Origin of the sequence: Streptomyces sp. NPDC001401, from assembly GCF_042895385.1 — a bacterium.
Classification (GTDB): Bacteria; Actinomycetota; Actinomycetes; order Streptomycetales; family Streptomycetaceae; genus Streptomyces.
The window spans coordinates 25,495-50,085 of the sequence record NZ_JBIAWI010000024.1 but is presented as its reverse complement, the minus strand read 5'-3'; the positions used below and the strand labels follow the sequence as shown (position 1 = coordinate 50,085).

At 68.7% G+C, this 24,591-nt stretch carries 23 protein-coding genes and 2 pseudogenes; 13 read left to right on the top strand and 12 right to left on the bottom strand.

All coding sequences use genetic code 11. The features are described from left to right. Positions 1 to 225: 225 nt before the first annotated feature. Entirely contained in the window at positions 226 to 1,848 is a 1,623-nt protein-coding gene (locus ACFY10_RS48055; protein ID WP_390671732.1) for a PucR family transcriptional regulator, read from the bottom strand. 277 nt (positions 1,849 to 2,125) lie between these two features. On the opposite strand from ACFY10_RS48055, the gene solA reads away from it, so the two are divergent. The 8 genes from solA to ACFY10_RS48015 all read left to right on the top strand — a co-directional run bounded on the left by solA (position 2,126) and on the right by ACFY10_RS48015 (position 11,024). Further along, complete coding sequence (gene solA / locus ACFY10_RS48050; protein ID WP_390671731.1) at positions 2,126 to 3,262, top strand: N-methyl-L-tryptophan oxidase; 1,137 nt, start codon at positions 2,126 to 2,128, stop codon at positions 3,260 to 3,262. 120 nt (positions 3,263 to 3,382) lie between these two features. Continuing rightward, on the top strand, positions 3,383 to 4,063 hold the full coding sequence (locus ACFY10_RS48045; RefSeq protein WP_390671730.1) for a haloacid dehalogenase type II: 681 nt from the start codon (positions 3,383 to 3,385) through the stop codon (positions 4,061 to 4,063). A 121-nt stretch (positions 4,064 to 4,184) separates the two neighbouring features. Then, entirely contained in the window at positions 4,185 to 5,204 is a 1,020-nt protein-coding gene (locus ACFY10_RS48040) for an ABC transporter substrate-binding protein (RefSeq protein WP_390671729.1), read from the top strand. A 7-nt stretch (positions 5,205 to 5,211) separates the two neighbouring features. Continuing rightward, a complete protein-coding gene (locus tag ACFY10_RS48035; RefSeq protein ID WP_390671728.1) occupies positions 5,212 to 6,168 on the top strand; it encodes an amino acid ABC transporter permease in 957 nt (318 codons plus the stop codon). Beyond that, entirely contained in the window at positions 6,165 to 6,932 is a 768-nt protein-coding gene (locus ACFY10_RS48030) for an amino acid ABC transporter ATP-binding protein (RefSeq protein ID WP_390671727.1), read from the top strand. Before ACFY10_RS48035 ends, ACFY10_RS48030 begins: the two co-directional genes overlap by 4 nt. 334 nt (positions 6,933 to 7,266) lie before the next feature. Next, the gene (locus ACFY10_RS48025) at positions 7,267 to 8,547 is read left to right on the top strand and encodes an NAD(P)/FAD-dependent oxidoreductase (protein WP_390671726.1); all 1,281 of its coding nucleotides are present in this window, start codon (positions 7,267 to 7,269) and stop codon (positions 8,545 to 8,547) included. Between the two features lie 40 nt (positions 8,548 to 8,587). After that, complete coding sequence (locus tag ACFY10_RS48020) at positions 8,588 to 10,039, top strand: NAD-dependent succinate-semialdehyde dehydrogenase (protein ID WP_390671725.1); 1,452 nt, start codon at positions 8,588 to 8,590, stop codon at positions 10,037 to 10,039. Position 10,040: 1 nt separating this feature from the next. Next, positions 10,041 to 11,024, top strand: a complete 984-nt coding sequence (locus ACFY10_RS48015; RefSeq protein ID WP_390671724.1) for a D-2-hydroxyacid dehydrogenase — start codon at positions 10,041 to 10,043, stop codon at positions 11,022 to 11,024. 161 nt (positions 11,025 to 11,185) lie between these two features. Here the strand turns inward: ACFY10_RS48015 and ACFY10_RS48010 are convergent, their stop codons facing one another. The 3 genes from ACFY10_RS48010 to ACFY10_RS48000 all read right to left on the bottom strand — a co-directional run bounded on the left by ACFY10_RS48010 (position 11,186) and on the right by ACFY10_RS48000 (position 12,919). Beyond that, positions 11,186 to 12,217 (bottom strand): carboxylesterase family protein, encoded by a 1,032-nt coding sequence (locus ACFY10_RS48010; protein WP_390671723.1) that lies wholly within the window; start codon positions 12,215 to 12,217, stop codon positions 11,186 to 11,188. A gap of 58 nt (positions 12,218 to 12,275) precedes the next feature. Continuing rightward, positions 12,276 to 12,689, bottom strand: a complete 414-nt coding sequence (locus ACFY10_RS48005; protein WP_390671722.1) for a hypothetical protein — start codon at positions 12,687 to 12,689, stop codon at positions 12,276 to 12,278. Between the two features lie 89 nt (positions 12,690 to 12,778). After that, positions 12,779 to 12,919: a hypothetical protein gene (locus ACFY10_RS48000; RefSeq protein ID WP_390671721.1), complete on the bottom strand. Its 141-nt coding sequence runs from the start codon at positions 12,917 to 12,919 to the stop codon at positions 12,779 to 12,781. Here ACFY10_RS48000 and ACFY10_RS47995 point away from each other — a divergent pair. Then, positions 12,913 to 13,122 (top strand): hypothetical protein, encoded by a 210-nt coding sequence (locus tag ACFY10_RS47995; RefSeq protein ID WP_390671849.1) that lies wholly within the window; start codon positions 12,913 to 12,915, stop codon positions 13,120 to 13,122. The genes ACFY10_RS48000 and ACFY10_RS47995 overlap by 7 nt on opposite strands. 104 nt (positions 13,123 to 13,226) lie before the next feature. Here the strand turns inward: ACFY10_RS47995 and ACFY10_RS47990 are convergent. From ACFY10_RS47990 to ACFY10_RS47980, 3 genes and pseudogenes are all read right to left on the bottom strand, one after another. Next, positions 13,227 to 13,454: pseudogene (locus ACFY10_RS47990) on the bottom strand (NAD(P)(+) transhydrogenase (Re/Si-specific) subunit alpha); the annotation flags it as partial. Between the two features lie 112 nt (positions 13,455 to 13,566). Then, entirely contained in the window at positions 13,567 to 14,559 is a 993-nt protein-coding gene (locus ACFY10_RS47985; protein ID WP_390671720.1) for an alpha/beta hydrolase fold domain-containing protein, read from the bottom strand. A 163-nt stretch (positions 14,560 to 14,722) separates the two neighbouring features. Further along, entirely contained in the window at positions 14,723 to 15,646 is a 924-nt protein-coding gene (locus ACFY10_RS47980; RefSeq protein ID WP_390671719.1) for an SDR family oxidoreductase, read from the bottom strand. Between the two features lie 139 nt (positions 15,647 to 15,785). On the opposite strand from ACFY10_RS47980, the gene ACFY10_RS47975 reads away from it, so the two are divergent. Together ACFY10_RS47975 and ACFY10_RS47970 are read left to right on the top strand one after the other, a co-directional pair. Further along, positions 15,786 to 16,403, top strand: a complete 618-nt coding sequence (locus ACFY10_RS47975) for a TetR family transcriptional regulator (protein WP_390671718.1) — start codon at positions 15,786 to 15,788, stop codon at positions 16,401 to 16,403. Between the two features lie 312 nt (positions 16,404 to 16,715). Beyond that, positions 16,716 to 17,082 (top strand): annotated as a pseudogene (locus ACFY10_RS47970) (transporter); the annotation flags it as partial. Between the two features lie 38 nt (positions 17,083 to 17,120). Here the strand turns inward: ACFY10_RS47970 and ACFY10_RS47965 are convergent. From ACFY10_RS47965 to ACFY10_RS47950, 4 genes are all read right to left on the bottom strand, one after another. Continuing rightward, complete coding sequence (locus tag ACFY10_RS47965) at positions 17,121 to 17,681, bottom strand: dihydrofolate reductase family protein (protein WP_390671717.1); 561 nt, start codon at positions 17,679 to 17,681, stop codon at positions 17,121 to 17,123. A gap of 61 nt (positions 17,682 to 17,742) precedes the next feature. Then, positions 17,743 to 19,239 carry an MFS transporter gene (locus ACFY10_RS47960; RefSeq protein WP_390671716.1) on the bottom strand — a complete coding sequence of 499 codons (1,497 nt, stop codon included), beginning with the start codon at positions 19,237 to 19,239 and terminating at the stop codon, positions 17,743 to 17,745. 75 nt (positions 19,240 to 19,314) lie between these two features. Beyond that, positions 19,315 to 20,652: an RNA polymerase sigma factor gene (locus tag ACFY10_RS47955; protein ID WP_390671715.1), complete on the bottom strand. Its 1,338-nt coding sequence runs from the start codon at positions 20,650 to 20,652 to the stop codon at positions 19,315 to 19,317. Then, positions 20,589 to 20,921 carry a YciI family protein gene (locus tag ACFY10_RS47950; protein WP_390671714.1) on the bottom strand — a complete coding sequence of 111 codons (333 nt, stop codon included), beginning with the start codon at positions 20,919 to 20,921 and terminating at the stop codon, positions 20,589 to 20,591. Before ACFY10_RS47950 ends, ACFY10_RS47955 begins: the two co-directional genes overlap by 64 nt. 333 nt (positions 20,922 to 21,254) lie before the next feature. Here ACFY10_RS47950 and ACFY10_RS47945 point away from each other — a divergent pair, with 333 nt between their 5' ends. Together ACFY10_RS47945 and ACFY10_RS47940 are read left to right on the top strand one after the other, a co-directional pair. Then, positions 21,255 to 21,917, top strand: coding sequence for a transposase family protein (locus tag ACFY10_RS47945; RefSeq protein WP_390671713.1), 663 nt, complete (start codon positions 21,255 to 21,257; stop codon positions 21,915 to 21,917). Beyond that, complete coding sequence (locus tag ACFY10_RS47940) at positions 21,914 to 22,093, top strand: transposase family protein (protein ID WP_390671842.1); 180 nt, start codon at positions 21,914 to 21,916, stop codon at positions 22,091 to 22,093. The genes ACFY10_RS47945 and ACFY10_RS47940 overlap by 4 nt, the downstream gene beginning before the upstream one ends. Positions 22,094 to 23,387: 1,294 nt before the next feature. On the opposite strand, the gene ACFY10_RS47935 is transcribed toward ACFY10_RS47940, so the two are convergent. Next, positions 23,388 to 24,530, bottom strand: coding sequence for an IS4 family transposase (locus tag ACFY10_RS47935; RefSeq protein WP_390671712.1), 1,143 nt, complete (start codon positions 24,528 to 24,530; stop codon positions 23,388 to 23,390). Positions 24,531 to 24,591 lie beyond the last annotated feature (61 nt).

Sequence of the window (24,591 nt, the reverse complement as noted above, 5' to 3'; positions counted from 1 at the left end):
GCCCCGTGCGCCGACGGCGTGAACTGCTCAGCGACGAAAGAAGCTCTCGCTCAGCCGCGGCACACCGATCTGCACGCGTCTCACGAGGCTGCCCCGGTGCCGCCCAGTCCCGCTCGAGCGCCCTGGCCATGACATGAACTTGGGGTCGGACACGACGCACGTACACAAGGCGTCTCCCGGGCACCGGTCGCTGCAAGGCGACGCGGGTTACGGCCGACGTTCTCGTCATACGCCGGGAACAGTTGCTTCTCCGGCGTCCAGAACCAGCACCGCGACGTGCAGGGACGTGCGCTCCAGACCTGATTCCAGGTCGCAGCCGAGGAGCCGTTCGATGGTGTGGAGGCGCTGGTAGTACGCCTGCCGGGACATGCCGACGCGTTTCGCCGCGACCGACTTGTTCCCGGCCGCCGCCAGATAGGCGCGCAGTGCCGGGAGCAGATTGCCGCTGTTGCGGTCGTCGTGCTCGATGAGGCGGGTCAGTTGCCGTTCCGCGTACCGCTGAAGACGGGTGTCCTCGCGCAGGACGCCCAGCAACTCCGGCAGCCGGACGTCGGCGGGGACGTAGAACCACCGCTCCGGGGAGGCCGGTGTGATGGCCTCGGCCGTCTGCTCCGCCTCCTGCCACGACCGGGCGATCCCGCCGAGGTCGGTCACCCCGGGGCCGACGGCGACGACGGCCCGCGGTCCGAGCTCCTCCCGGGTCAGACGGCCGATCTGCTCGGCGACCGGCTGCCAGGCGCTCGCCTGTGCCAGAGCCATGAGTACGCCGATGCGGCCAGGGGCAGTCTCGCCGACCAGGGCGCGGACACCGGTGTGCGCCAAAGCCTTCGCGATCCGTTCGTCGAGGTGCTCACCATCGGTGCCGGTGTACGGGTGGCGGATGACCACGGCGAAGAGGCGGTGTCCGAGAGTGGGCAGTCCCAGTGCCTCGGCGCGGGCGCGGGCGTCCGCCGGGGACCGGAAACGCCGTTCGTACAGGTCCCGCAGTACCGAGCGGTGGGCCCGGCGGTCCCACCAGGCATGCCCGGCCAGACGGGCCATGGTCAGCGCGACCGCTGCACGTTCCAGCACCAGGACGTGTTCCGGGTCGGGCTCGGCGTTCAGCCGGTCCTCGAGCAGGACGAGCCGCCCCCACGGCCCGTGGTGGTCCTGCACCGGCGCGATCAGCCACCCCTCAGGGCCGCTCGGCGTGATCCTCTCCGGCGTCGGGGCGGCCCGCGAACGCCGCGACCAGGCCGACACCACCGGCTCGTACGGCCGGCCGAGCAGCTCGCACATCAGGACCCGGTGGGTGAGGTCCTCCAGCACCACGGGGGCTCCGGTGAGCTCCGCGGTGGTGTGCACCAGTTCCTCGGGGTCCGCGCCCCGCAGTGTCAGGGCGGTGAAGATGTCCTGGATGTCCCTCCCGCGGCGCAGCAGGGCCCCCTGGGCGTCGAGGATGAGTGCGTGCACCGTCTGCGTGACGTCGATGAACCGGACGCCACGGGCCAGCTCGACCAGCGGCACGTCACGGGCGCGGCACGCCGCCACCAGTTCGTGGGGCACCTTCCCGTACCGGTAACCGAGCTCCACGATCAGGCCGGCCGCGCCGACGTCCGCGAGTTGGTCGACGTAGCCGCGCAGCTCGGAGGCGTCCTCGGGATGCGGCATACCGGTCGTCAGTACCAGCTCGCCGCCCTCCAGGAAATCGGCGGGGTTGAGCAGCTCGGTGACATGCACCCAGCGCACCGGGCTGTCCAGCTGGGACTCGCCGGCCAGCACGCGCGGCATCCCTTCGGCGAGCACGGGCAGGCGCAGTACCTCCCTGAGCGTGGGGAAGTGCCCGGGTGCAGGAGGTCTGGGCGGCATAGGGGGTGCTTTCATCCGAGGGAATCGGGCTCACCTTCGCACCGGCCACTCATCGTGACAAGAGGAGGACCGTCATTTGGGCAGCCCGGTCGTCCGCAGTGACAGACCGTCTCGAGAAGGTCCCAAGGCGGAACACAGTGTGGGTTGACCTGCAAGTTCCACCGGGCGGAAAGTGAACGGCATCCCCAGCAGGGTCCGAACTGGAAAGGTCCGCACGGTGTCCGCACCGTGCTGGGAGCCGACTGCCACCCACCACACCATCGAGAGGAGCGACCTCATGCGCATCCCGAAGCGCGTCGCCGTGATCGGTGCCGGCAGCATGGGCAGCCAGGCCATGTGGCGACTGGCCGCCCGCGGAGCCGAGGTCATCGGCTACGACCGGTACGCACCGGGTCACGACCGCGGCGCGGCCGGGGGCGAGAGCCGCATCTACCGAGCCGCCCACCTCGGCGAGCCCGCGTACATTCCTCTGCTGCGGCTCGCGGACCGGATGTGGGAGCAGCTCCAGACGGAGACGGGCCGGTCGCTGCGACGCCGCAGCGGCAGCCTGGTGATGGGAGAGGCCTCCTCACCGTCCATGAGCCTCCTCCTCTCCACCAGCGCAGCCCAGGGGCTGGATCACGAGGTACTTGACCGGGAGGAACTCGCCCGCCGCTACCCGCAGCACCGGCTCCCGGACGGACACACCGCCGTCCTCGACCGGTTGGGCGCCGTCATCAGGCCGGAGGCGTCGATCCAGGCCGCCGCCGGCCGTGCCGAGCAGCTGGGCGCCCGGCTGCACCGCTACACCACGGTGCGCGAGGTCGTCCCCGCGGCGGGTGGCGGGGTGCGGGTCGTCACCGACCAGGGCACCGACCACGTGGACGCCGCCGTGGTGACCGTGGGCCCCTGGATCAACACCCTGCTCCCGGACCTCCCCCGGACCATCGACGTCCGCCGGGTGATCTGCTCCTGGCACCTGCCCACCCGCCACGACTGGTTCGCGGGCGGTGCCCCTCCTTTCGTGCGCGCCGCACCCCACGACTGCTTCGGAATCCCGTCGCCCGACGGCATCTCCGTCAAGCTCGGTCTCTCCTTCAAACACCATGCGCCGGTGCCCGAGCCCGAACGGCTCGACCGCACGGTCCGCCCCGAGGAACTCGGCACCTTCCGCGAGCTCATCGATGAACTCATGCCCGACCTGAACCCCGACCCCATCAGGATGTCGGCCTACATGGAGGGCTACACGCAGTCCGGAAACCCGCTCGTCGGCCATCTCCCCGGCGAGGACGACATCATCGTCATGGCCGGGTTCTCCGGCAGCGGCTTCAAGATCTCGCCCGCGATGGGAGAGATCGCCGCCGACCTGGCACTCGACGGCACCACGCAGCACCCCGTCGGCTTCCTCGCTCCGGCAGGAGTCGGCGCCGCCTGATCCCCGGCGACTGTCGGCGTCATCAGCCCCACACTCCCGACATCTCTGTCGTGAGCATGCCCGAAAAGGGTCCGCGTCGGCCCTGCCCAGTTCCCCGCAGCAAGAAAGTGGAGCACTTCCATGCCCGTTCCCTCGTTCCAGTTCCGCCCGAAGTACGTCTCGTTCGACTGCTACGGCACCTTGATCGAGTGGCCGATGACCCCCATCACGCGTGAACTCGTCGGCGACCAGATCCCGGCCGAGCACTGGGACCAGTTCGTCAAGGAGTTCCGCGGCTACCGCTACGACTCGGTCCTTGACAAGTACTACCCCTACGAGCAGACGCTGCAGGCCGCCTTCGAGGGGGTCTGCCGCAAGTGGGGCGTGAAGGCTGCCCCGGACGCAGGCAAGCGGTTCGCTGACGGCGTGCGCAGCTGGGGCCCGCACGCGGATGTGCCGGAACCACTGAAGAAGATGGGCGAGAACTACAAGCTGGTGATCCTCTCCAACGCCGGCGACGCCTTCCTCGAAGAGAGCGTGCCCCGGCTCGGGGCGGACTTCCACGCGGTTTTCACCGCGGAGCAGGCCGGCTACTACAAGCCCCGGTACGCAGCGTTCGAGTACATGCTCGACCAGCTCGACGCGTCCCCCGAGGACTTCGTGCACGTCTCCTCGCACACCCGCTACGACCTGATGCCGATGCACGACATGGGTTTCCGCAACCTCGTCCTCCTCGACCGCGGCTACGACCCGGTCACCCACGGCTACGACTACGTGACCGTCAAGTCCCTCGACGAGCTCAACCAGATGCTGGGCATCTGACGCGCTACGACCACGTCCCACCCCCCGGCCCGATCCACGCATCGTCCCCCGCATCACGGGCTCCCCGTATCCCTCGCATCACAGGCTCCCCGTATCCCCGCGTTCCCCAGGAGGCATCGCCATGGAAAACAACTTGACAGGCCGCAGAACCGTACGCCGCACCGCAGGCGCCGTGGCTGCCGCCATGCATGTCAACAGGCAGTTGAGCATCTCGATCGTCACGACCGCCCTGGCCCTCGCGCTCGCCGCATGCGGCGCGGGCGCCGCCGGGCAGAACGTGGGGGCGAAGAGCACGGCACAGGGCGGAGGATCCGGCCCGTCCGCCGAGCACACCGACGACATCTCGGTCGGTGTGAAGCCCGACCAGAACGCGGTGAAGCTGCTGCCCGCGGCGGTGAAGGCCAAGGGCACGCTCTCGGTGCCCATGGACCTGTCGTACCCGCCCACCACGTTCATGGCATCGGACAACAAGACCCCGATCGGATTCAACCCGGACATCGCCCGGCTGATCGCCGCCAAGCTCGGCCTGAAGCTCCAGATCAACAACGTCAAGTTCGACACCATCATCACCGGACTGCAGGCCAACCGGTACGACTTCACCGCTTCCACCATGGGCGCCACGACGGACCGGCTGAAGGCGCTCGACATGGTCGACTACTTCAAGGCCGGGACCGGAGTGTCCGTCCCCTACGGCAACCCGCAGAAACTGGGCACCCACACGCTGTGCGGGCACCACGTCGGTGTCACCTCGGGCAGCACCCAGGAGCTGCAGTGGCTGCCCCAGCTGTCCGAGCAGGACTGTACGAGCAAGGGCAAGCCGGCCATCAAGGCCGTGACCCTGCCCAGCGTGAACGACGCTCTCACCCAGCTGGTCTCCAAGCGGATCGACGCCGTGATGTACGACTTCATCGCGCTCGAGTGGGCGGCCGCGCAGCAGCCCAAGACGTTCGACATCCTCAAGCCCCTGGTGACCACCAAGCCCGTGACCGTCGCCCTGAAGAAGGACTCCCCGCTGACCCCCGCGGTGAAGGCCGCCCTCCAGTCGATCATCGACAGCCCCAAGTACGCCCAGGCGCTGGGCCGCTGGGGGCTCCAGGACCTAGGGATCAAGACCGCGGCCGCGGCCGTCCCGCAGGACTGATACGCCGATGGACGTGATCGAGACCACGACGACCAGGAGCGGACCGGTGCCACAACTACGGGCCGAAGAGAAGAAGCGGATCACGCCGAAACGTCCGCGCGACTACGTCGCCTGGGCCGTGGCCATCGCGATCGTCGCCGGTCTGGTGTGGACCGCGGTGACGAACGAGAACTATCGCTGGCCCGTGGTGTTCAGCTACCTCACCACGCAGACCATCCTCAACGGCCTGCTGGTCACGCTTCTTCTGACCGCGGCGAGCATGGGTCTGGGCACGCTCCTGGGGCTGGTGCTGGCGGTGATGCGCATGTCGCACCAGCGGCCCGTCTCCGGGCTGGCCCAGCTCTACATCACCTTCTTCCGCGGCACCCCGGTGCTCGTGCAGCTGGTCTTCTGGTTCAACATCGCGGCGCTGTACCCGAACCTCTCGATCGGCGTCCCGTTCACCGACATCTCCACGCCGGTGAACGTGAACGCGATCATGACGCCGATGACCGCGGCCATCGTGGGGCTGACACTCAACCAGGCCGCCTACATGTCCGAGATCATCCGCGGCGGGTTCGCCTCGGTCAGCCGCGGACAGCACGAGGCCGCGGAGTCCCTGGGCATGTCGGGGTTCACCAAGCTCCGTCACGTGATCATCCCGCAGACCATGCCGGCGATCATCCCCGCCACCGGCAACCAGGTGATCGGCATGCTCAAGGAGACTTCGCTGGTGAGCGTGCTCGGAGTCGCCGATCTTCTGCAGAGCGCCCAGGCGATCTACGCCCGCACCTACCAGACGATTCCGCTGCTGATCGTGGCCAGCCTCTGGTACCTGATCATGACGCTGGTGCTGAGCGTGCCGCAGTCCATGATCGAGCGCCGTTTCTCCCGCTCGACCCGGGCACGGCTGACCCCGGCCGCCACCTCGGCCGAGCCCGGGGCCGGTCAACCCGTTCCCACCACGAGGGAGTCCCTGCTGTGAACCCGGACGGAACGATCGTCGCACGCAAGCTGTGCAAGAGCTTCGGACGTCACCAGGTCCTGCGTGACATCGACCTGACCGTCGCGGCCGGGGAGATCTCCTGCATCATCGGACCGAGCGGCTCGGGCAAATCAACCCTCCTTCGGTGTATCAACGGGCTGGAGACCGTCGACCGCGGAGTCCTGCGGGTCAACGGAGAGGACTTCGGCTACGTCGAGAAGGACGACGCCTACCACGCCGTCCGCCCCAAGCGGCTGGCCGAGCAGCGCGCCCGTATCGGCATGGTGTTCCAGCAGTTCAACCTGTTCCCCAACATGACCGCCGAAAGCAACGTCATGTCCGGACCGGTGCTGGTGCAGAAGAAGAACCGCGCCGCCTGCCGGGAGCGGGCACAGGAACTGCTGGCCAGGGTCGGCCTGGATGGTTGCGGCCACAAGTACCCCGCCCAGCTCTCCGGCGGCCAGCAGCAGCGTGTGGCCATCGCCCGCGCGCTGGCGATGGAACCCACCATCATGCTGTTCGACGAACCCACCAGCGCGCTGGATCCCGAGCGCGTGGGCGAAGTACTCGCCGTCATGCGCGACCTCGCCGGCAACGGAATGACCATGCTGCTCGTCACCCACGAGATGGCCTTCGCCCGCGAGGTGGCCGACGAAGTGCTCTTCATGGACGAAGGCATCGCAGTCGAACGCGGCGACGCACGCGAAGTGCTGGCCAACCCTCGCGAGAAACGAACCCAGGCCTTCCTCGAAAGGGTGCTGTAGAAGCGGCTTGGACACGCGGAAGCGGCTGTGCCAGCAAGTCCGGAGAAGTCGCCGGCCGGCCGCGGGTGACCCAACTTCCGCCCCTGCCCGTCCGCGTCTTCAACACCTCCGGTTCGACGCAGAACTGACCGTCACCGTCGTCAGCGCGCCCCCTCATCGCCTCCGTCCGCAGACTCGGTGGCAACAGGACAGTCAGCAGTCCTGCCCGCAGCACCCCCACCCCAGCCTTGCCGCCGGCCCGGCCCGCGCAGGCGCTGACAGCGCGACTGGCCCCGCCCCCCCGGTGTGGTGCCAGGCCACCCCCCACTTCGAAACTCCCCGCTAAGGACCCGACATGAAGACGATTCCCTACTGGATAGAAACCGCCGGGGCGTTTCCCGACCGATCCGGCAAGCCGCTGACCGAGGACACCGACCTGGTGGTCATCGGCGCCGGCCTGACGGGTCTGTCCACGGCTCTGCACTCCGCGCGCAAAGGCGCCCGCGTCACCCTCGTCGAGAAGGGCCAGATCGGCTCCGGAGCCTCCGCCCGCAACGGCGGCATGGCCAACCTGGGCTTCACCATCGGCGTGGGCCAGGCCATCCGCCGCTACGGACTCGAACGGGCCCGCGAGATCTACAACTCCTACGGCGAGGCCGTGGACACCGTCGAACGGCTCGTGAACGAGGAGTCCATCGACTGCCAGTTCCGTCGCGTCGGACGCCTGGGCGTCGCCTCCCGCCCCGCCCACTTCGAGAGCAAGAAGACCCAACAGCGCGCTCTGGCCAAGCACTTCGGACACGAGACCACTCTGATCGGCAAGGCCGAGCTGCGTTCCGAGATCGGCTCCGACACCTACCACGGTGGCCTGCTCGACCCGTTCAGCGCGGCCCTGCACGTCGGCCGATTCGTGCGCGGCATGGCCGAGGCCTGCGAGCGCAGCGGTGTCGAGATCCACGAGCGCAACGCGGCCGTCGGCGTGCGGCGTACCGCCGCCGGACGGTTCGAGGTCAGCACCGAGCGCGGTGTGATCCGTGCCGGGCAGGTCATGATGGCCACCGACGCCTACACCGACAGGAACTTCCCCTGGCTGCGCCGCCACCAGGTCTGCGTGGGCAGCTTCATCATCGTCACCGAGCCGCTCGGCGAGGAACTCGCCCGGGACATCATCCCCAAGGCCCGCCTCATCGTCGACTCCAACCAGGTCTGCCACTACTTCCGGCTCACTCCGGACAACCGGCTGTTGTTCGGCGGCCGCGCCCGCTTCGCGCCGTCCGACCCCACCTCGGACAAGAAGAGCGGGGCCGTCCTGTTCCGTGAGATGTGCGGGATCTTCCCCCAGCTCTCCCGCACAAAGATCGAGTACGTGTGGGGCGGCTCCGTCGGCTTCGCCATGGACCGCATCGTGCACGCCGGGCAGACCGACGACGGCGTCTACTACTCCATGGGATACGCCGGCCACGGCGTGCAGATGGCCACCCACATGGGGCAGGTCATGGCCGAGGTGATGGACGGCCACCCCGAGGTCAGCCCCGTCCGCGACATCGCCCCACCCCGCATCCCCCTCTATAACGGCACCGCCTGGTTCCTGCCCTTCGCGGGCGCCTACTACAAGACGCTCGACCGCATCCGCTGACCGGTCGGCAGGCTCTCTACACCTACGAGGAGATACCACCATGACTGTCGTCCGTGATGTTCCCAAGCAGCTGTTCATCGGCGGCGATTGGCAGGACGCGGAGTCCGGCAGGACCCTGTCCGTCGACAACCCGGCCACGGGCGAGGAACTGTGCCAGGTCGCCGACGCCTCACCCGGCGACGGTCGGCGTGCCGTCGAGGCGGCGGTCGCCGCGCAGGCCGCCTGGGCCGCCACCCCGCCGCGTGTGCGCAGCGAGATCCTGCGCCGCGCCTACGACATCATCATCGCGCGCACCGAGGACCTCGCGCTGCTGATGACCTTGGAGATGGGCAAGCCCCTGGCCGAGGCGCGTGCCGAGGTCGCTTACGGAGCGGAGTTCTTCCGTTGGTTCTCCGAGGAAGCCGTGCGTATCGACGGCGGCATGATGACCGCCCCCGACGGCAAAAACCGTCTGCTGGTCACCCGTCAGCCCGTCGGCCCCTGTCTGCTCATCACCCCCTGGAACTTCCCCCTGGCGATGGGCACCCGCAAGATCGGCCCCGCCATCGCCGCCGGCTGCACCATCGTCCTCAAACCCGCCCCCCAGACCCCCCTGACCAGCCTCGCACTGGCTCAGATCCTCACGGAAGCGGGTCTGCCGGCCGGTGTGCTGAACATCGTCACCACCTCCGACGCCGCCGGCGTCGTCGAACCCCTCCTGCGCGGCGGGAAGATTCGCAAGCTCTCCTTCACCGGCTCCACCCAGGTCGGCCGGATCCTGCTGGCCCAGTGCGCCGACACCGTCATCCGCACCTCCATGGAACTGGGCGGCAACGCCCCTCTCGTCGTCTTCGACGACGCCGACCTCGACGTGGCCGTCGAGGGCACCATGGTCGCCAAGATGCGCAACATGGGCGAGTCGTGCTGCGCGGCCAACCGCATCTTCGTCCACACCTCCGTCGCCGAGGAGTTCGCCTCCCGCCTCGCCGCCCGCATGTCCGCCCTCACCGTCGGGCCCGGCACCGAACCCGGCACCGATGTCGGCCCCCTCATCGACATCGCCGGCCGCAGCAAGGCACACGACCTGGTGCGGGACGCCGTCAAGCGCGGTGCCGCCGTCCTGACCGGCGGTGAACTCCCCGAAGGGCCGGGCTGCTTCTACCCGCCCACCGTCCTCACCGGCATCGCCCCCGACTCCGCGATCATCGACACTGAGATCTTCGGCCCCGTCGCCGCGATCCGCACCTTCGAGACCGAGGACGAGGCCGTCGCCGCAGCCAACGACACCGAATTCGGTCTGGCCGCCTACCTGTTCACCCAGAACCTCGACCGTGCCCTGCGCGTCGCCGAACGCCTCGAAAGCGGCATGATCGGCATCAACACCGGACTGGTCTCCAACCCCGCCGCGCCCTTCGGCGGCGTCAAGCAGTCCGGCTTGGGCCGCGAAGGCGGACGCGTCGGCATCGACGAGTTCCTGGAGTACAAGTACCTGGCCGTCCCCGTCGGGGCCTGACATGCGCGACCGACTCGTCGTCCTCTACCGCGGCAACCGGCCCCCCGCCACCGCACGCATCGAAAGCCTCGCGGACACCGTCTACGCCACCGAGGAGGAACTGCCCTACCTCCTCCCCGGCGCCGACGTCCTCCTGGCCTGGGTGACCATCACCCCGGCCATCCGGGAGGCTTGGCCCGATGATCCGCAGAAGGCGCCCCGCTGGGTCCACGCGTCCTCTGCGGGCGTGGACTCCTTCCTGTTCCCCGCGCTGGTGGACGAGCCGCGCGTTGTCCTGACCAACGCCCGCGGGGTCTACGAGCAGCCGACCGCCGAGTACGTCCTGGGCCTGATCCTCGCCCTCGCCAAGGACTTCCCCGGCACCTGGGAGCACCAGCGGCGCCGCGAGTGGCGTCCGCGCCCCAGTGACGGCATCACCAGACGCACCGTGCTGGTCTGGGGGACGGGGCCGATCGGCCGGGCCATCGCCCGGCTGCTGCGTGCCGTCGGGATGCGGGTGAGCGGTGCGGGCCGCAAGTCCCGCACGGGCGACCCCGACTTCGGCACGGTCCACGGTGCGACGACCCTGCGCTCCGCCCTGACGGAGGCGGACTACGTCGTCCTGGCCGCCCCCCTCACCCAGGACACCCGGGGCATGGTCGACGCACCCGTGCTGGCAGCCATGAAGCCGGGGGCGCGGCTGATCAACGTAGGCCGTGGCGGACTCGTCGACGAGGAGGCGCTGGTCGACCACCTCGCCGCAGGACGGCTCGCCGGCGCGGCCCTGGACGTGTTCGCCCAGGAACCGCTGCCTGCCGAATCACCCCTGTGGAACATGCCCGGCGTGATGATCTCCCCGCACACGGCGGGCGAGACCACCAGCGAGCGGGAGGCGCTCGTCGAGGTGTTCCTCGACAACTTCGCCCGCCACCTCGAGGGCCGGCCGCTGCGCAACGTGGTGGACAAGCGGCGCGGATACGTGGTCGACGACACGCACCCCGCCTGAAGGCGAGCAGCACGTGCCCCGGTCGGTAACTCCTACCGGCCGGGGCGCGTGCTACCCGACTTTCCCTCGCCTGCTTTCTGGCGGCGACGCCGAGCAGTACGGATGGGACCGGGCGGCAGCCGCCCGGTCCCATCGCCTCAAACCGCGTCGCTGAGCTGGGTCTATGAAACGGTCAGGTAGATCTTGCGCACGGTTTCGATGGTCTTCCAGACCCCGACGAAGCCCGGCTTCATGACAAAGCTGTCCCCTGCCTTGTAGACCACCGGCTCGCCGCCTTCCGGCGTGATTTCGATGACGCCGGAAAGGATGTGGCAGAACTCGAAGAGCTCGCCCTTGATCGAGCGCGTCTCGCCGGGCGTGGCTTCCCAGACGCCCGTTTTGATCGTTTCCCCGTGGGCGGCGTCCTGGGCCCAGGTCTTGTAAGTCGGGTTGCCGGAAATCAGGCGTTCCGGCAGCGGGCCGGACTCCTGGGGTGCGAAGGCGGGGTTGCGATCGATGGTCTTGAGGAGCGACATGCTTTTCCTTGAGTGGATTTGACAACGACGTAGATCGGGAGCGGACATACCAGGTGTCACCGGGCCGAGTTCGACCAGACCCATCGCGCATCTCGGAGTAGGGCCTGACGGCTGCCGCCACGGTCTCGCGTGCGGTGTGAACCGCCGCCATGGTGGTTGTGACGGCGTGTCGATCACCGAAGGCGACCTGATGGGCGGCCTCGGCCAGCACCGGATTGACCGTGCCGGGCATGATGTGACCACCACGACGTCGCCCGTGGCGGCCATGCGGCGGGCGTCGAAGTCGCTGCCCGAACCCGAGCTGAACGCTCCGCCGTGCAGGTACACCACGACCGGCCGCCGCTCAGCACGATTCCGGCGGGGGCGGGTGACGTTGAGGTAGAGACAGTCCTCGGAGGAATGCGCGGCGACGCCACCGGTCTCGTCCAGTTGCGCGCAGGCCGGTCCGGGCTTGCTCGCGTCCCGTACCGCCGTCCAGGGACGAGGACGGACCGGCGCCCGCCAGCGCCTGACCCCGGTCGGCGGCTGGGCGTAGGGAATGCCCTGATAAAGCTCCGTGAGCCCCGTCGCGACTCCGCGCACCGGCCCCAGATCGGTGCGCACCACCGGGCCGCCCCCGCCCGCCCCGCCCGTCGTGACCGACGCGCCGACCGCCGGGACGCTCAGGGAGATCGTCATCAGGGCCGTCAGGACCCATACCGTCCTGGCCGTCCGCCGCCTTCGTCCCCCGCCCGGCTCAGCCATCGCCCGACACCAGCCAGCTCTTCAGCAGGCGGGTCCACTTGCGGTTGGAGGTGGTCTCCAGGAACGTCTTGTGATCCACCATCAGGTAGATCTCGCCGGCCGTGACCGTTTCCATGATGAGCGGCCTGCCCGAGTTCAGCAGCCCGCCGACGAACCGTCCGTACAGGTCGGTGTACTCATTGGCCACCGATCTCACGTCCTCCGGCCGCAGCACGAGATCGGACCCACCATGCCAGCCGCCGATCACGAGGCGGTCGGGATGGAGCTCCACCCGCCCGGTCCGCGGGAACAGCACCCGCTGGTCCACCCCCGCGGCGATCCGGTGACCTCGCTTGCGCCCGGCGAGCTCCTCGGCCGGGGAACCGACGTACGAGCCCGCCGCAAGGGGAGCCTTCGATTCGCTCATGATCCCAGGATCCCGCCACGCCCGGTACGCACACAGCCTCCAAAAGTAGGCAACGCGACAGACTTTGGTCGGCCGCTACGGCTCTTGCCTCAGGCCAGGGGAAAGACAGTGTCGGCGAGGCCATCATCGACACCCTCCTGGAAGTCCTCGATGAGCACGCGGACGATCCACGGATCGCGGCGGCGCTGCGCGAAGCACGTGGCGAACCGGTCCGGGAGTATGGGTGACAACGGTCTCTCCCGACTGGCGCCGGGAGGCTGAGTTCCAGAACTGCGGGCGTACCGTGCGGGTGCACGTCCCCTGGGACTGCGACGGCAACGAGTTGCACACCTACTGGCACAAGCACGGCCGCGATCGTGACCGGTGGTGCCGGTCGTTCGTCGACCTGCTGGACACCCGGCGGGTGGCGGCCGGACCGGCGGCCAGAGCATGAGCCGCACCGTCGTCCCGCTGACCAGCACCACGTTGGGCTAGGCCGCCGCGGCGTTCCTGGCCCGTCGGGACCTGGAACCGGCACCGCCCGGCGCTGCGCTCGTCCGTCGACGGGCCGTTGACCCGGAAGACGATGTCGGCGCCCCACGCCTCTTCGCCCGTGCCGATCCGCGCTCCGACCTCGGCGTACGACTCGTCGGCGAAGGCGGAGAGTGCTCCGGCCGCCGACTCGATCACTACGTCGTACCCGAGTCCTGCGAGCTGTTTGACGGTGGCCGGTGTCGCGGCGACGCGCGTTTCCCCTGCGGGCTCGCAAGGGACTCCAATGCGCATGGGAGTACTCCAATTTCGTTTCGGATGCGCCGCCGAGCCGAGCGCGGTGTGGCAATCGGCTCGGAGGCGCTGTCGGGATTCCGCACCGGGGGCAGGCCATCAGACCTGCCTGTTACTGAGCAGTCGGCGTTGCCGGGGCCTTCGTGAAGTGCCGGACGAGGTAGTCGTTCATGGTGTGGTGGAAGCTCGCCGCGAGGTGGGACTGCGGGGCGAACATGTCGAAGGCGTGGTAGGCGCCGGGGTAGAGGTGCAGCTCGACGGGGACGCCGTGGGCGCGCAGGCGCGCGGCGTAGTCGAGGTTCTCGTCGCGGAAGAGGTCGAGTTCACCGGCGCCGATGAAGGTCGGGGGCAGGCCGGCGAGGTCGCTCGCCCGGGAGGCGGCGGAGTAGGGCGTGACGTCCTCGGTGCCGGCGCGGTCGCCGAGGATCGCCTGCCAGGCCAGGAGGTTGGTCGAGCGGTCCCAGATGCCGATGTCGGTGATCTCGCGGCTGGAGTCGGTGGTGTTGCGGTCGTCGAGCATCGGGTACATCAGCAACTGGAACAGGGGGGTCGCCGCGCCGCGGTCACGGATCAGAAGGGCGGTGGCGGCGGCGATGCCTCCGCCTCCGCTCTGGCCGGCCAGGCCGATCCGGGTGGGGTCGAGGCCGAGGTCGGTGGCGTTGTCGCTGATCCACCGGTAGGCGGTGTATCCGTCCTCGGCGGCGCCGGGCGCGGGGGTTTCCGGGGCCAGCCGGTAGTCGACGCTGACAATGGCGCAGCCGAGTGCCGCGGACAGCGGCTTGAGCCAGGGTGTGTCCTGGGCTGCGAAGCCGAGCACCTGCCCACCGCCGTGGAACCACACGAGGACCGGCAGCGGTCCGGGCGCGTTCTGCGGACGCAGCAGGACGATGGGGACGTCGGGGCCTTCGGCGCGCGGCACCTGGATCTCGTGGGCGGTGACGGTGGGCTCGTCGGGGATGGTGGCGGCGATGGATTCGGCGAGCGCGCGGACGGCCTGGCGGGTGCCGGTGATATCGGTCAGGTCGAAGACGCCGTTCGGGCCGATAGGCATGACCTGGAGTGCTGCGGCCAGTTCGCTGTCGATCGCGGGACGGGAGCGGGGCATGGTTCTTCCTTCCAGGGGTGGGGTCTGTGTCAGGGGCACGAGAGCGTGGTCAGGCCGTCGGCGCGGGGAGGTGATCCCCGCACCCCAGGTCTTCGAGCAGGCTGGGGTGGCTGGGGACCAGCCACGCAGGGCCTGGATGGAGCGGGATGGAGATGGGACGGGGTCAGGGTGTGGTGGTGGCCGGGGCGTCGAAGTAGTGGCCCTGGCCGAGGTCGTCGATGAGGCCGGGCTGGACGGGCTTCCAGCCGAGGAGGTCCTGGGTCAGCGTGCTCGAGGACGGGTTGTCGGCCTGGGCGTGGGCGCTCAGGAAGCCGAAGTGGGCCTCGGCCTCGGTCGGCGGGATGCTGACCACGGGCAGGTTCAGCCCGCGACCGATGCCCTCGGCGATCTGGCGGAAGGTGATCCCCTCGTCGTCGACGGCGTGCAGCCGTGACCCCGCCGGCGCGGATTCCAGCGCCAGCCGGTACAGGCGTGCCGCATCCAGGGTGTGCACGGCGGGCCAGCGGTTGGCCCCGTCGCCGACGTAGGCGGCGACGCCCTTCGACCGGGCGATGGAGATGAAGGTCGGGATGAAGCCGTTGTGGTCGAGCGTGCTGTGCACGGTCGGAGTGAGCCGGACGACGGACGAGCGGACGCCGCGTTCGGCGAGTGCGACCACCGCGTTCTCGGCGTCGATCCGCGGCCCCGCGTCGAGCGCGTAGGCCTCGGTGAGGGCGTCCTGCAGTCCCGCGAAGGCGAACAGCACTGTTCCGGACGTGGTCACCAGAGGCTTGCCGGTGCCGGCGAGCGCGTCCCCGAGCGCCTCGATGGCGCGCAGATCCGCTGCGACCGCGCCGTCGAAGTCGCCCGCGAACATGGCGTCGTGCTTGAAGGCCAGGTGGACGACGCCGTCGGCTGCGGCGGCGGCCGCGGCGAGGCCGTCGAGATCATCGAGGTCGCCTCGGTGCACCTCGGCACCGGCAGCCGTCAACGCGGCGGCGGACCTGTCCGAACGGGCCAGGCCGACGACCTGGTGCCCCGCTTCGAGGAGTTCGGGGACGACGGCGGAGCCGAGGTGTCCGGAGGCTCCGGTGACGAATACGCGCATGGTGTGTGCCTTCCTGCTGCGGGTTCCCCACCGGGGGCGGAGAGCCCTGATGTCAGTTCGTGACATCACCGTAGCACCGATGTCAGAGCCTGTCATCACTCTGATGTCAGATCCTGTCATCGCGGTGTAGGATCGGAGCATGAGCCGATGGAAACCCGACGCACGAGGCCGCCTGGAGAAGGCGGCGCTGGAGCTCTACAACCACAAGGGCTTCGACGCCACCACCGTCGCGGAGATCGCCGCCGGCGCCGGCGTCACCGAACGGACCTTCTACCGGCACTTCGCCGACAAACGGGAAGTCCTCTTCCTCGCCAACCCCCTCGCCGACATCCTCGCGGGCGCCGCGGCCACCGCCCCCGTCCCGCTCCCGCCGCTCGAGGTGGTCACCCACGCCCTGACCGAAGCCGCTCCCGTCTTCGAAGAACGCGGGGACCTGGCACGGCAACGCCAGGCCGTCATCGCCGCCAATCCCGAACTCCAGGAACGCGAACTGGCCAAACTCGCCGCACTCGCCGCCACGCTCGCCCAGGCGCTGCGCGAACGCGGTCTGGAGACCACCACCGCAGCACTCGCGGCCGAAATCGGGATCGCCGCGTTCAAGGTCGCCTTCGAACGCTGGGTCAACGACCCCGACCGACACCCCCTCGTCCAGCACATTCGGGAAACCCTGGATGCCGCCAGGCACCTCACCGCACCCGCCGAACATGCCGCCGCGACCGACGACGTGAGCTGCACAGGCCAGGAAAACGTGGCATGAATGCGGTGGGCACTCTGAGCAAGGGGCCCGCGGTGGCTTTGTTCACCGCTTGCGCCAGCAGTTGGCCTTGGCTGCGGGAGGCACTGCCAGCCACGCCGTGTTCGATGTTCATGAGAAGCGACAGCACGTCGGTGCCGCCCCTATGGCGGAGGCGTCGCCGGGCAAGGGCGACCGACGGGTTGCCAGGCGCTGACTCCAGCGGGCAGATCAAAGGCAACAGCACTGTTGCATGGCTGACGGGGCTTTCACCGCTCTCACCTGGATAGTTCCGTCACCGGGACAGTCGACTACCTCTCACAAGATGGCGGAAGAAAGCGCGGCACTGATCCGGGGGTCATTCACCAGGGCCTCTACTACATGGCGTGGCTCATGGCCCACAAGGACGCCTTCCGGAACCTGGTCCGCGACCGATTCGGGGCGTCGGCCGCGTCCCAGATCCTGTGGAGCGCACCCCGGCTGATCTGTCTCGCCGGCAACTTCACCCGCTACGACGCGCACGCTGTGCGTGAGCACCGGCGCTCGATCGATCTGGTCCGCTACCGGTACTTCGGCAACGACCTCATCGGCCTTGAGACCGTGGCGTCCTTCACCGGGCATTTCGGCCACGGTCCGCCGACGCGCGGCCGGAGCAAAGTCTGCCCGCAGGCAGGACGGAACCCTGGCGGAGCTGGCCGAAGCAGCTTTCCGCCTCTTCGCCAGCTGTTTGCCGGGTGCTTCTTACGATCCCGTGGCAGCCTCGTGAGGTTGGCGCGGCACGTAGGTGAGGATGACCGATCCGTTTTGCAACCGCTTCTCGTCGGTGAGCCTAAGGTGCAGCACTGCGGTGTCCACGTGTTCGAAGAGCCGTCGCCCTGAGCCGGCCACGACGGGCATGTACCAGAAGCGGAACTCGTCGATCAGGTGGTCTTGGATGAGTGTGGCGTCGAAACGAGTGGTGCCGTACTTGATGAGGTCCTTGCCTGGCTGCCTCTTCAGCTTCGCGATCGCGCCGGACGGGTCGGGACCCAGCAGGGTGGCATTCCATGTCGTCTCGGCCAGTGATCGAGACGCGACGTACTTGGGCATGGCGTTGATGCGGTCGATGTAGGGGTTGCCGGTGACGTGGCCCCAGTTGGCGAAGAAGGTCTCGTAGGTCATCCGGCCCATGACGAATGCCTCGTAGTTGTCGAGCTGTTGAAGCGACCACGCCGACGACTCGGCGTCGAAAAGGGCCCAGCGTTCAGGGGCTTCGATGACGCCGTCCAGCGTGACGAGCGTCGACTCGATGAGTCTGCGCACCGTAGTTCTCCCTGCTTTGAGTGGATGAGGCGTGCATCCGCCTCAGCGATGGCCGCGATGGTCAGTCGGCGGGGGCGGGTTCTGGGACTTGGCTTTGCAGGACGGTGGTGGCCTGGGTGATGTCGGTGCGCCGGATGAGGAGGAACGCGATGGGGATGGCGGCCAGGGCGATGAGTCCGCAGACCCAGAAGGCGGTGTGGAATCCGCCGGTGAGCGCCTCGGTGATGGCGTGGCCCCGGGTGTGGAGGTCGTGGGTGCGTGTGGCCGCCACGGTGGAGGCGACGGCGATCCCGATCGCGCCGCCGAGTTGCTGGGATGAGTCGATGAGGCCGGCGGCGACTCCTGCGTCCCGTTCGGTGACGCCGACCAGGGCTCCGATCGATACCGGGATGAAGATCCAGGTGACGGTGCCGGTGAGGAAGAAGGGGCCGGCCAGGTTCGTCCAGAAGCTGCCGTGGGCGGGCGCCTGGGTCGCCCACAGGATCCCAGCGCCGGTCAGGGTCAGTCCGGCCGCCATCACCACTTTGATGGAGGTGCGGGTGACGAGCATCTGCGCCGGCCCGGCCAGGACTACTCCGGTCAGGCCGACGGTGAGCCAGGCGAGGCCGGTGTTCATCGCCGAGTAGCCGAGTACTTGCTGCATGTAGAGGGTGCCGATGAAGATGTACCCGTAGAAGCTGGCGCCGAGCAGGAACCCGACGGCGTTGGACCCGGCGAGGGTGCTCAGCCGGAACAGCCGCAGCGGCAGCAGCGGCGCTTGTGCCCTGGCCTCGATGGCCACGAACGCGGCCAGCAGCGCCGCCGACAACGCGAGCAGGGCCACGGTCCGGGTCGCTGTCCACCCGGCGGTCGGCGCCTGCGAGATGGCGTACACCATGATCACTAGAGCGGCGGTCACCGTGATGGCGCCGAACGGATCGTAGCGGCGGCGTGCGCCCCGCAGCCTGCTTTCCGGCACTACACGCCTGGTCAGGAGCAGCGCGGCCCCGCCGACGACCACGTTCAGGTAGAAGATGTATGGCCAGCCGGCGTACCGGGTGAGGGCGCCGCCGGCCAGCACGCCGGCGGTCGCGCCGCTGGCGCCGATGGCGCCCCACAGGCCGAGTGCCTTATTACGCTCGGCGCCCTCGGTGAACATGTTCATCACGATCGACAGCGCGGCGGGCAGCACCACGGCGGCGCCCAGGCCCTGGACGCCCCGAATGATGATCAGGAAGATGCCGTTGGTGGCCAGCGCGCAGGCCAGCGAGGCCGCGGTGAACAACGCCAGCCCGGCTGTGAACACGCGCCTGCGCCCGAGCAGGTCAGCGGCTCGGCCGCCCAGCAGCAGGAACCCGCCGAAGGTGAGTGCGTACGCGGTCACCACCCACTGCAGGTCCGCCTGTGCGAAATGCAGCTCGGCGCCGATCGTCGGCAACGCGACGTTGACGATCAGCATGTCGACCGCCGTCATGAAGTACGCCACGGCGAGCAGCGAGAACGCCCGCCACCGGTGCACGTGGCCCGATGGCGCGGCCTTGCCGCCGCCCAAGTCGTTGCTGGGGTCTACCGCGGTCATGATTGCCTTCTCTCCTGGGCTGATCGGTGATCTCAGGAGGAAGACGAATGGCGGGCGCCGAAACCGGACACGCCTCTAGGAGATTTTCAGGCTCTCGATCCGCCGCTCGAAGGCTGCGCGCTCGGCGGTGCTGCGGGCCAGCGCGATCGCGTGCTCGTAGTACTCCCGGGCTGCGGCGTGGCGGCCGGCCCGCCGTTCCAGGTCGGCAAGGGCCGCCCAGTAGAAGGGGTATCGAGACAGCTTGGGCTCTTCCGCCAGGGCGATCAGCTCGCGGCGGCCCTCCTCGACGCCGTCCCGTTCGGCCACGGCCAGCGCACGGTTGAGCGCCACGATGGGGCTCCGGGACTGTTCGGCGAGGACCTGGTAGAAGGCGATGATCCTGTCCCAGTTTGTCTCCGGGATCGAAGGCGCGATCGCGTGCTCGCAGGCGATGCCGGCCTCCAGATGCCAACGGGACATGTGATCCCCGGTGGCCGCGTGGGCGAGATGGATCAGACCACGCTCGATACGCGCCCGATCCCAGCGGCTCCGGTCCTGGTCCTCCAGGGGGACGAAGACACCTCGCTCGTCCATGCGTGTGGACAGACGGGCAGCGCCGAAACAGAACAAGGCGGCCAGAGCGTGTACGTCCGGATGCGCAGTCGCCTTGGCCTGCAGCAGCAACTCGGTGAGGCGCAGAGCGTCGTTGCACAGAGAGGGACGTACCGGGTCTTGAGGGTTGCTGCCGTGATAACCCTCGTTGAACAGCAGGTACAGCGATCGCAGGACCGAGCCCCGCCGGGTGTCGATGTCGGGCAGTTCGTCCACGTCGGGCAACCGGCCCAGCTCACGCAGGTGTCCGCGACCGCGATGCAAGCGTCGATCGATGGTCTGGGTGTCCACGAGGAACGCCTGACCGATCTCCTTCGGTGACAGACCACACAGCCACCGCAGGATCAGGGTGACGTGCGTCTCGCGGCTCAGGCCGGGGTCGCACACAGCGAACATCATCGCCAGCTGGCTGGTTCCCTCGGCAGCCGGAGCCAGGGCCGCCTCGATGGTGTCCGTCAGCGCGTTGGTCGTTGCCAGTTCGGGCAGGAAAGAGCGGCGTCGCTGTTCTCGGCGGATGATGTCGATCGCCCGGTTGTGGGCTGTCCGGATGATCCATGCCTTCGGATCCTGCGGCAGCCCGAAACGCCACGCCTGCATGGCGCTCACCAGCGCGTCTTGGACGACGTCCTCGGCGAGCGGGATGTTCGAGGGGCCCAGGACCCTGATCAACGCGCTGACCAGGTGCGCATACTCCCTGCGGAACAGGTCCTCGACCAGCTCCACAGACGAGAGCGCCTCACGCCCTTCGTTCACCAGCCTCAGATCCGATAATCCTGGACTGGCCGTACCTCGACGGACCCGCCGAACTCGTACGTCGGGCACCCGCGCGCGACCTCGATGGCGTCTTCCAAAGAGGCCGCCTCGAAGATCATGCTGCCGGTCACCAGATCCTTCGACTCGGCATACGGTCCGTCGGTGACCAGTTCGCGATCGCGGACCGTGGCTCCCGGACCATCGAGCGCGGTTCCGACGTTACGCCTGCCCTGCCCGGCCAACTCCTCCGACCAGCGATACCACTTCTCGACATGAGCCTGAAGCTCGGACGGCGACAGGTCAGGACGCGAAACAGCACCCCCGCGAAAGATCAACATGAACGTGCTCCGCGGGACCCGGTCCTCGCCCACAGGTTCCGACATCACGGCCTCCACGCATCCGCCGCCAGGCGCGCTCGAACCCAGCGCCCACCTGGGCCTGGCCCCAACGCCACACCAACAGCAACAAATCCAGCTCGAAAGCATTCCACACATCACATCGTCCTCAAGAACGGACTGGCCGGCGCATGCTGCTGCGTGCCCGCGCCTCACCGCTGCCCCGCGGCTAGGTCACCGCGGCGATGTGAAGTTCACCGCCCGCCCGTGACCGTGCCGGAGGAGGACCGGGGCCGGGCGTAACCGGAGGGCACCCGACGGCTGTTGAGTTTTCGTGTGAAGAAAAACAACCACGCCGCCGAGGGCCCTGACGGCCTTGTCTACACCGCCCGCCTGCCGCTGCCGAGCGCCACCTTGAACTACCTCGCCGACCTGATATGCAGCCACATGAAGAAGATTCGCTCGCCGTGGCGGGCCCCGCCCGCCGGGAAGATCGCCACTATCGTGCTCGCGGTGCTGCGCTGTGACCAGCGGCCAGGCGACCTGGCCGGCGGCAACGGCATCCACCGCACCCCCGTCACCTGGCGGGTGCGCGAGGTCGTCGGCCTGCTGACCGCCCGCGTCCCCAGGCTGAACCGGGCCCTGAAGAAGATCGCCCGAGAGGGCGGCGGCATCGTGCTCATGGACGGCTCGCTGATCCGCACCCGGCGGCGCACCGGGAAGGACAACCGCAAGAACTACTCCGGCAAGAGTAAGTGCCATGGTCTGCTCGTGATCGCGCTCACGGACGATCGTGGCCGCCTGCTGTGGGTATCTGTGGCCCGACCCGGACGCACCTCGGAGATCACCGCCTGCCGGCATGAGAAGCTCATCGCCAAGCTGCGGGCGGCCGGCCTCGCAGCCATCGCCGACCTGGGGTTCGTCGGCCTCGACGACAGTGATCCCGACGCCCGCCCGGCGATGATCACCGCTACAAGGGCGCGAAGAACCGGCCCCTGACCTGCGGGCAGAAGCTGTCGAAGAAGGCCCTCGCCGTCGTCCGGGCCGTGGTCGAGCATGGCTTCGCCCACCTCAAGAACTGGCGCGTCCTCGGCAAGGTCCGCACCGACCCGAAGTGGGCCACCGCGCTGGTCAGGGTCCTGCTGGTCCTCACCAACTGCGAAGTCTCCCGGTGACCGACGATCGTCAGCCAAGTCACCCGCCCGTGACCAGCACAAGCATCCCGAGGCCCGCGCACACCAGACCTCTCACCTGCAACTTCACGATGCACACCACTCACTGAGTTCCGGCTTCCAGCGCGAGCCCGCGTGGCGGGCGAGGGCGGCGATGAGTGCCTGGTGCTGCTGCTCGGTCATTGGACCGAGGGCGCAGAGCGGCCAGCGCCCTGCCGTGCCTTGAGAGGAGCGAGGGTGCACCATGCCCGCGGGTCTTGTGGAGCTGATCTGCAGCCCCTTTCCCGCGGGCTGGATGTGCAGCGCGTCGAAGCTGGGGCCCAGCGGAATTCCGCGACGTGCTCCAGCGTGACGGCCGTTGCGAGGTTCCAGCCGTACCTCCGGCGCCCCGCGGGGCTGTCGGCGGGCGTGGAATGGCGCGGGTCAGTGGTGGTGATTCCGGCAGCGTCGACGCGAAGTGACCATGGGCGCCCGTCCTCGATCGCATGCCGATGCTGTCGCCAGTTCAGGGTGGCCGCCCGGAGCTTCCGTCCGTACAGGAGGTGAAGCAGGACCACATAGACCACAGAGCCACAGATGGGGATCCAAAGGTCTTCGTTGTATGGGTTTCCCTCGATCGCCACCACCGTTACTCCTGTGCACGCGTAGAGAGGCGGCAACAGGAGGACGGCTGGGAGAAGCCAGTGGCGTATCAGGGGTCGGCGATCGTGTGTCGCGTAGGTGGAGATGGGTTCGTGCCCGGTCCAGGCGATTTCAACGGTGAACGGCGGTTCCCGACGTTTGCCTGGTCGAACAGACCGACCGAGCAACAGCGGAAGTTCAGTCCCTGAGGGGAGCGACTCAGGCGACATTCGAGGTTGGCAAGCCACATGTGCATGCGCCCCGCAGACGCCGCCTGATCACGGACGCAGTCACTGCTCCCGCAGACGACTGCTGACTCGATCTACTTTTGCCGAGAAGAGAGGGCTTCGGCATCCCCTGGCACACCGTGCATGCCGTCTTCACCGGCTGAAACCGCAGCCGGTTTCCTTCAGCCTCCGCCCCACCTGATCACGACTGGAGACAGGCCCTAGCAGCAATGCTGTTGCTTTACGCGTTCGCGGGTTGGGGTCGTTGGATGCGGACTGCTCGGGTGCCGGTGCGGGTGGGCTGGGGCCTGGTGTGGTGTTCGGCCCGTTTGAGCCAGTAGTTGGACATCTTGCGTTTGACGACGCGGGGTTGGCTGCGCAGGCGTCTGTGCGGCAGGAGGCGTTCGAGCAGGTCCTGCTGGAGCAGGACGAGCGTTGTGACCAGCAGGTCAGGGGGAAAAGCTGCCCGGCGTGACGGTCACGCTGCGCCGGGCGGAGCGCAATGTTTCGGTGAAGGAGATCCGGTCCGGGTCCAGGCCCCGGGTGGCGGCGGTTCTCACCATCAGTTCGCGCAGCGCGTGGTGGACCAGCAGGTGTGCCCAGATCTGTTGCAGGACGCCGTCGGGGGTCTTGCTGCTGAGGACAACGCGGGCTCCGCGTTGATGGGTCTTGAGCTCGGCGAAGACGGCTTCCGCCTCCCAGCGCTCTTGGTAGAGCGCGGCCAGCTGGCGGGCGGGATAGCGGCGGGCATCCAGCAGGCTGGTCACCAGCCGGTAGTCCTCACCCTCACGGCCAGTGCCGTTGAGCTGGTAGGCCACCACCCGCACTGCGACGGGATCAGTGTGAGCGCGATCGGTCTGAGCGTGGATGCGGGAGATCCAGGAGCCGTCCCGCAACTGCCGGTCGACGGGCAGGATGCGGTTGGCGGGCACCCGCCACAGCAGATCGGCGCCGCTGGCGGTGAAGGCCCGCCACAATGGCACGCCGAGGAACTCCCGGTCGGCCAGGAGGAGTTGGCCCGGTCCGCAGGAGCGGGGCAGGCGGCCGACCAGAGTGACCTCGCCGGTGCGGCAGCCGGCCAGCTCGGCGTCCAGGACGAGATGGGTGCCCACCTCGATCAGGCAGGCCATCCGCACCTGGGGAAAGGAGGACTTGTCGTGGCCGCGGCTGTTTCCGGGGCGTCCGAAGGCGGCCTCATTCGCCACACTGTCGGCCACGTCCCAGCAGGTGGCGTCCACCGCCAGCAGCCGCAGCCCGCGCCAGAAGCAGCCCGGGGTGGCCTGGGTGCCCATCGGCTTGGCGGTCGTGGCGAACAGCACCCGCAGCGGCTCCGGACCCAGCCGCTGGCGGGCCCGAAACAGTGACGACTTCGCCGGGATGTGCCACTCGCCCAGCAGGCCCCGGCCCCGCAGGCCCTCGACCAGGTGCCGCATCACGTCCAGATACGGCGCCGGGGAGAACAGGGCCAGCCCGAGCACGAAGTACACCACCAGTCGGGCCGGCAGCAGGCGTCTGCGCTGCTCCGCACGACCGCATGCGGCCACCACACGATCCACCAACCCGGACGGATACACCCAGGTCAGCAGCCCCAAGCCCGATAACTCACCGACGTCTGCAGACACCCGCACCACCCCCGGGAGCACTGCACAGCAG

Coding starts and splice junctions, on each gene's coding strand:
- ACFY10_RS48055 (WP_390671732.1), bottom strand. CDS start 1,848: ATGCCGCCCAGACCTCCTGCACCCGGGCACTTCCCCACGCTCAGGGAG.
- solA (WP_390671731.1), top strand. CDS start 2,126: ATGCGCATCCCGAAGCGCGTCGCCGTGATCGGTGCCGGCAGCATGGGC.
- ACFY10_RS48045 (WP_390671730.1), top strand. CDS start 3,383: ATGCCCGTTCCCTCGTTCCAGTTCCGCCCGAAGTACGTCTCGTTCGAC.
- ACFY10_RS48040 (WP_390671729.1), top strand. CDS start 4,185: ATGGAAAACAACTTGACAGGCCGCAGAACCGTACGCCGCACCGCAGGC.
- ACFY10_RS48035 (WP_390671728.1), top strand. CDS start 5,212: ATGGACGTGATCGAGACCACGACGACCAGGAGCGGACCGGTGCCACAA.
- ACFY10_RS48025 (WP_390671726.1), top strand. CDS start 7,267: ATGAAGACGATTCCCTACTGGATAGAAACCGCCGGGGCGTTTCCCGAC.
- ACFY10_RS48020 (WP_390671725.1), top strand. CDS start 8,588: ATGACTGTCGTCCGTGATGTTCCCAAGCAGCTGTTCATCGGCGGCGAT.
- ACFY10_RS48015 (WP_390671724.1), top strand. CDS start 10,041: ATGCGCGACCGACTCGTCGTCCTCTACCGCGGCAACCGGCCCCCCGCC.
- ACFY10_RS48010 (WP_390671723.1), bottom strand. CDS start 12,217: ATGACGATCTCCCTGAGCGTCCCGGCGGTCGGCGCGTCGGTCACGACG.
- ACFY10_RS48005 (WP_390671722.1), bottom strand. CDS start 12,689: ATGAGCGAATCGAAGGCTCCCCTTGCGGCGGGCTCGTACGTCGGTTCC.
- ACFY10_RS47985 (WP_390671720.1), bottom strand. CDS start 14,559: ATGCCCCGCTCCCGTCCCGCGATCGACAGCGAACTGGCCGCAGCACTC.
- ACFY10_RS47980 (WP_390671719.1), bottom strand. CDS start 15,646: ATGCGCGTATTCGTCACCGGAGCCTCCGGACACCTCGGCTCCGCCGTC.
- ACFY10_RS47975 (WP_390671718.1), top strand. CDS start 15,786: ATGAGCCGATGGAAACCCGACGCACGAGGCCGCCTGGAGAAGGCGGCG.
- ACFY10_RS47960 (WP_390671716.1), bottom strand. CDS start 19,239: ATGACCGCGGTAGACCCCAGCAACGACTTGGGCGGCGGCAAGGCCGCG.
- ACFY10_RS47950 (WP_390671714.1), bottom strand. CDS start 20,921: ATGTTGATCTTTCGCGGGGGTGCTGTTTCGCGTCCTGACCTGTCGCCG.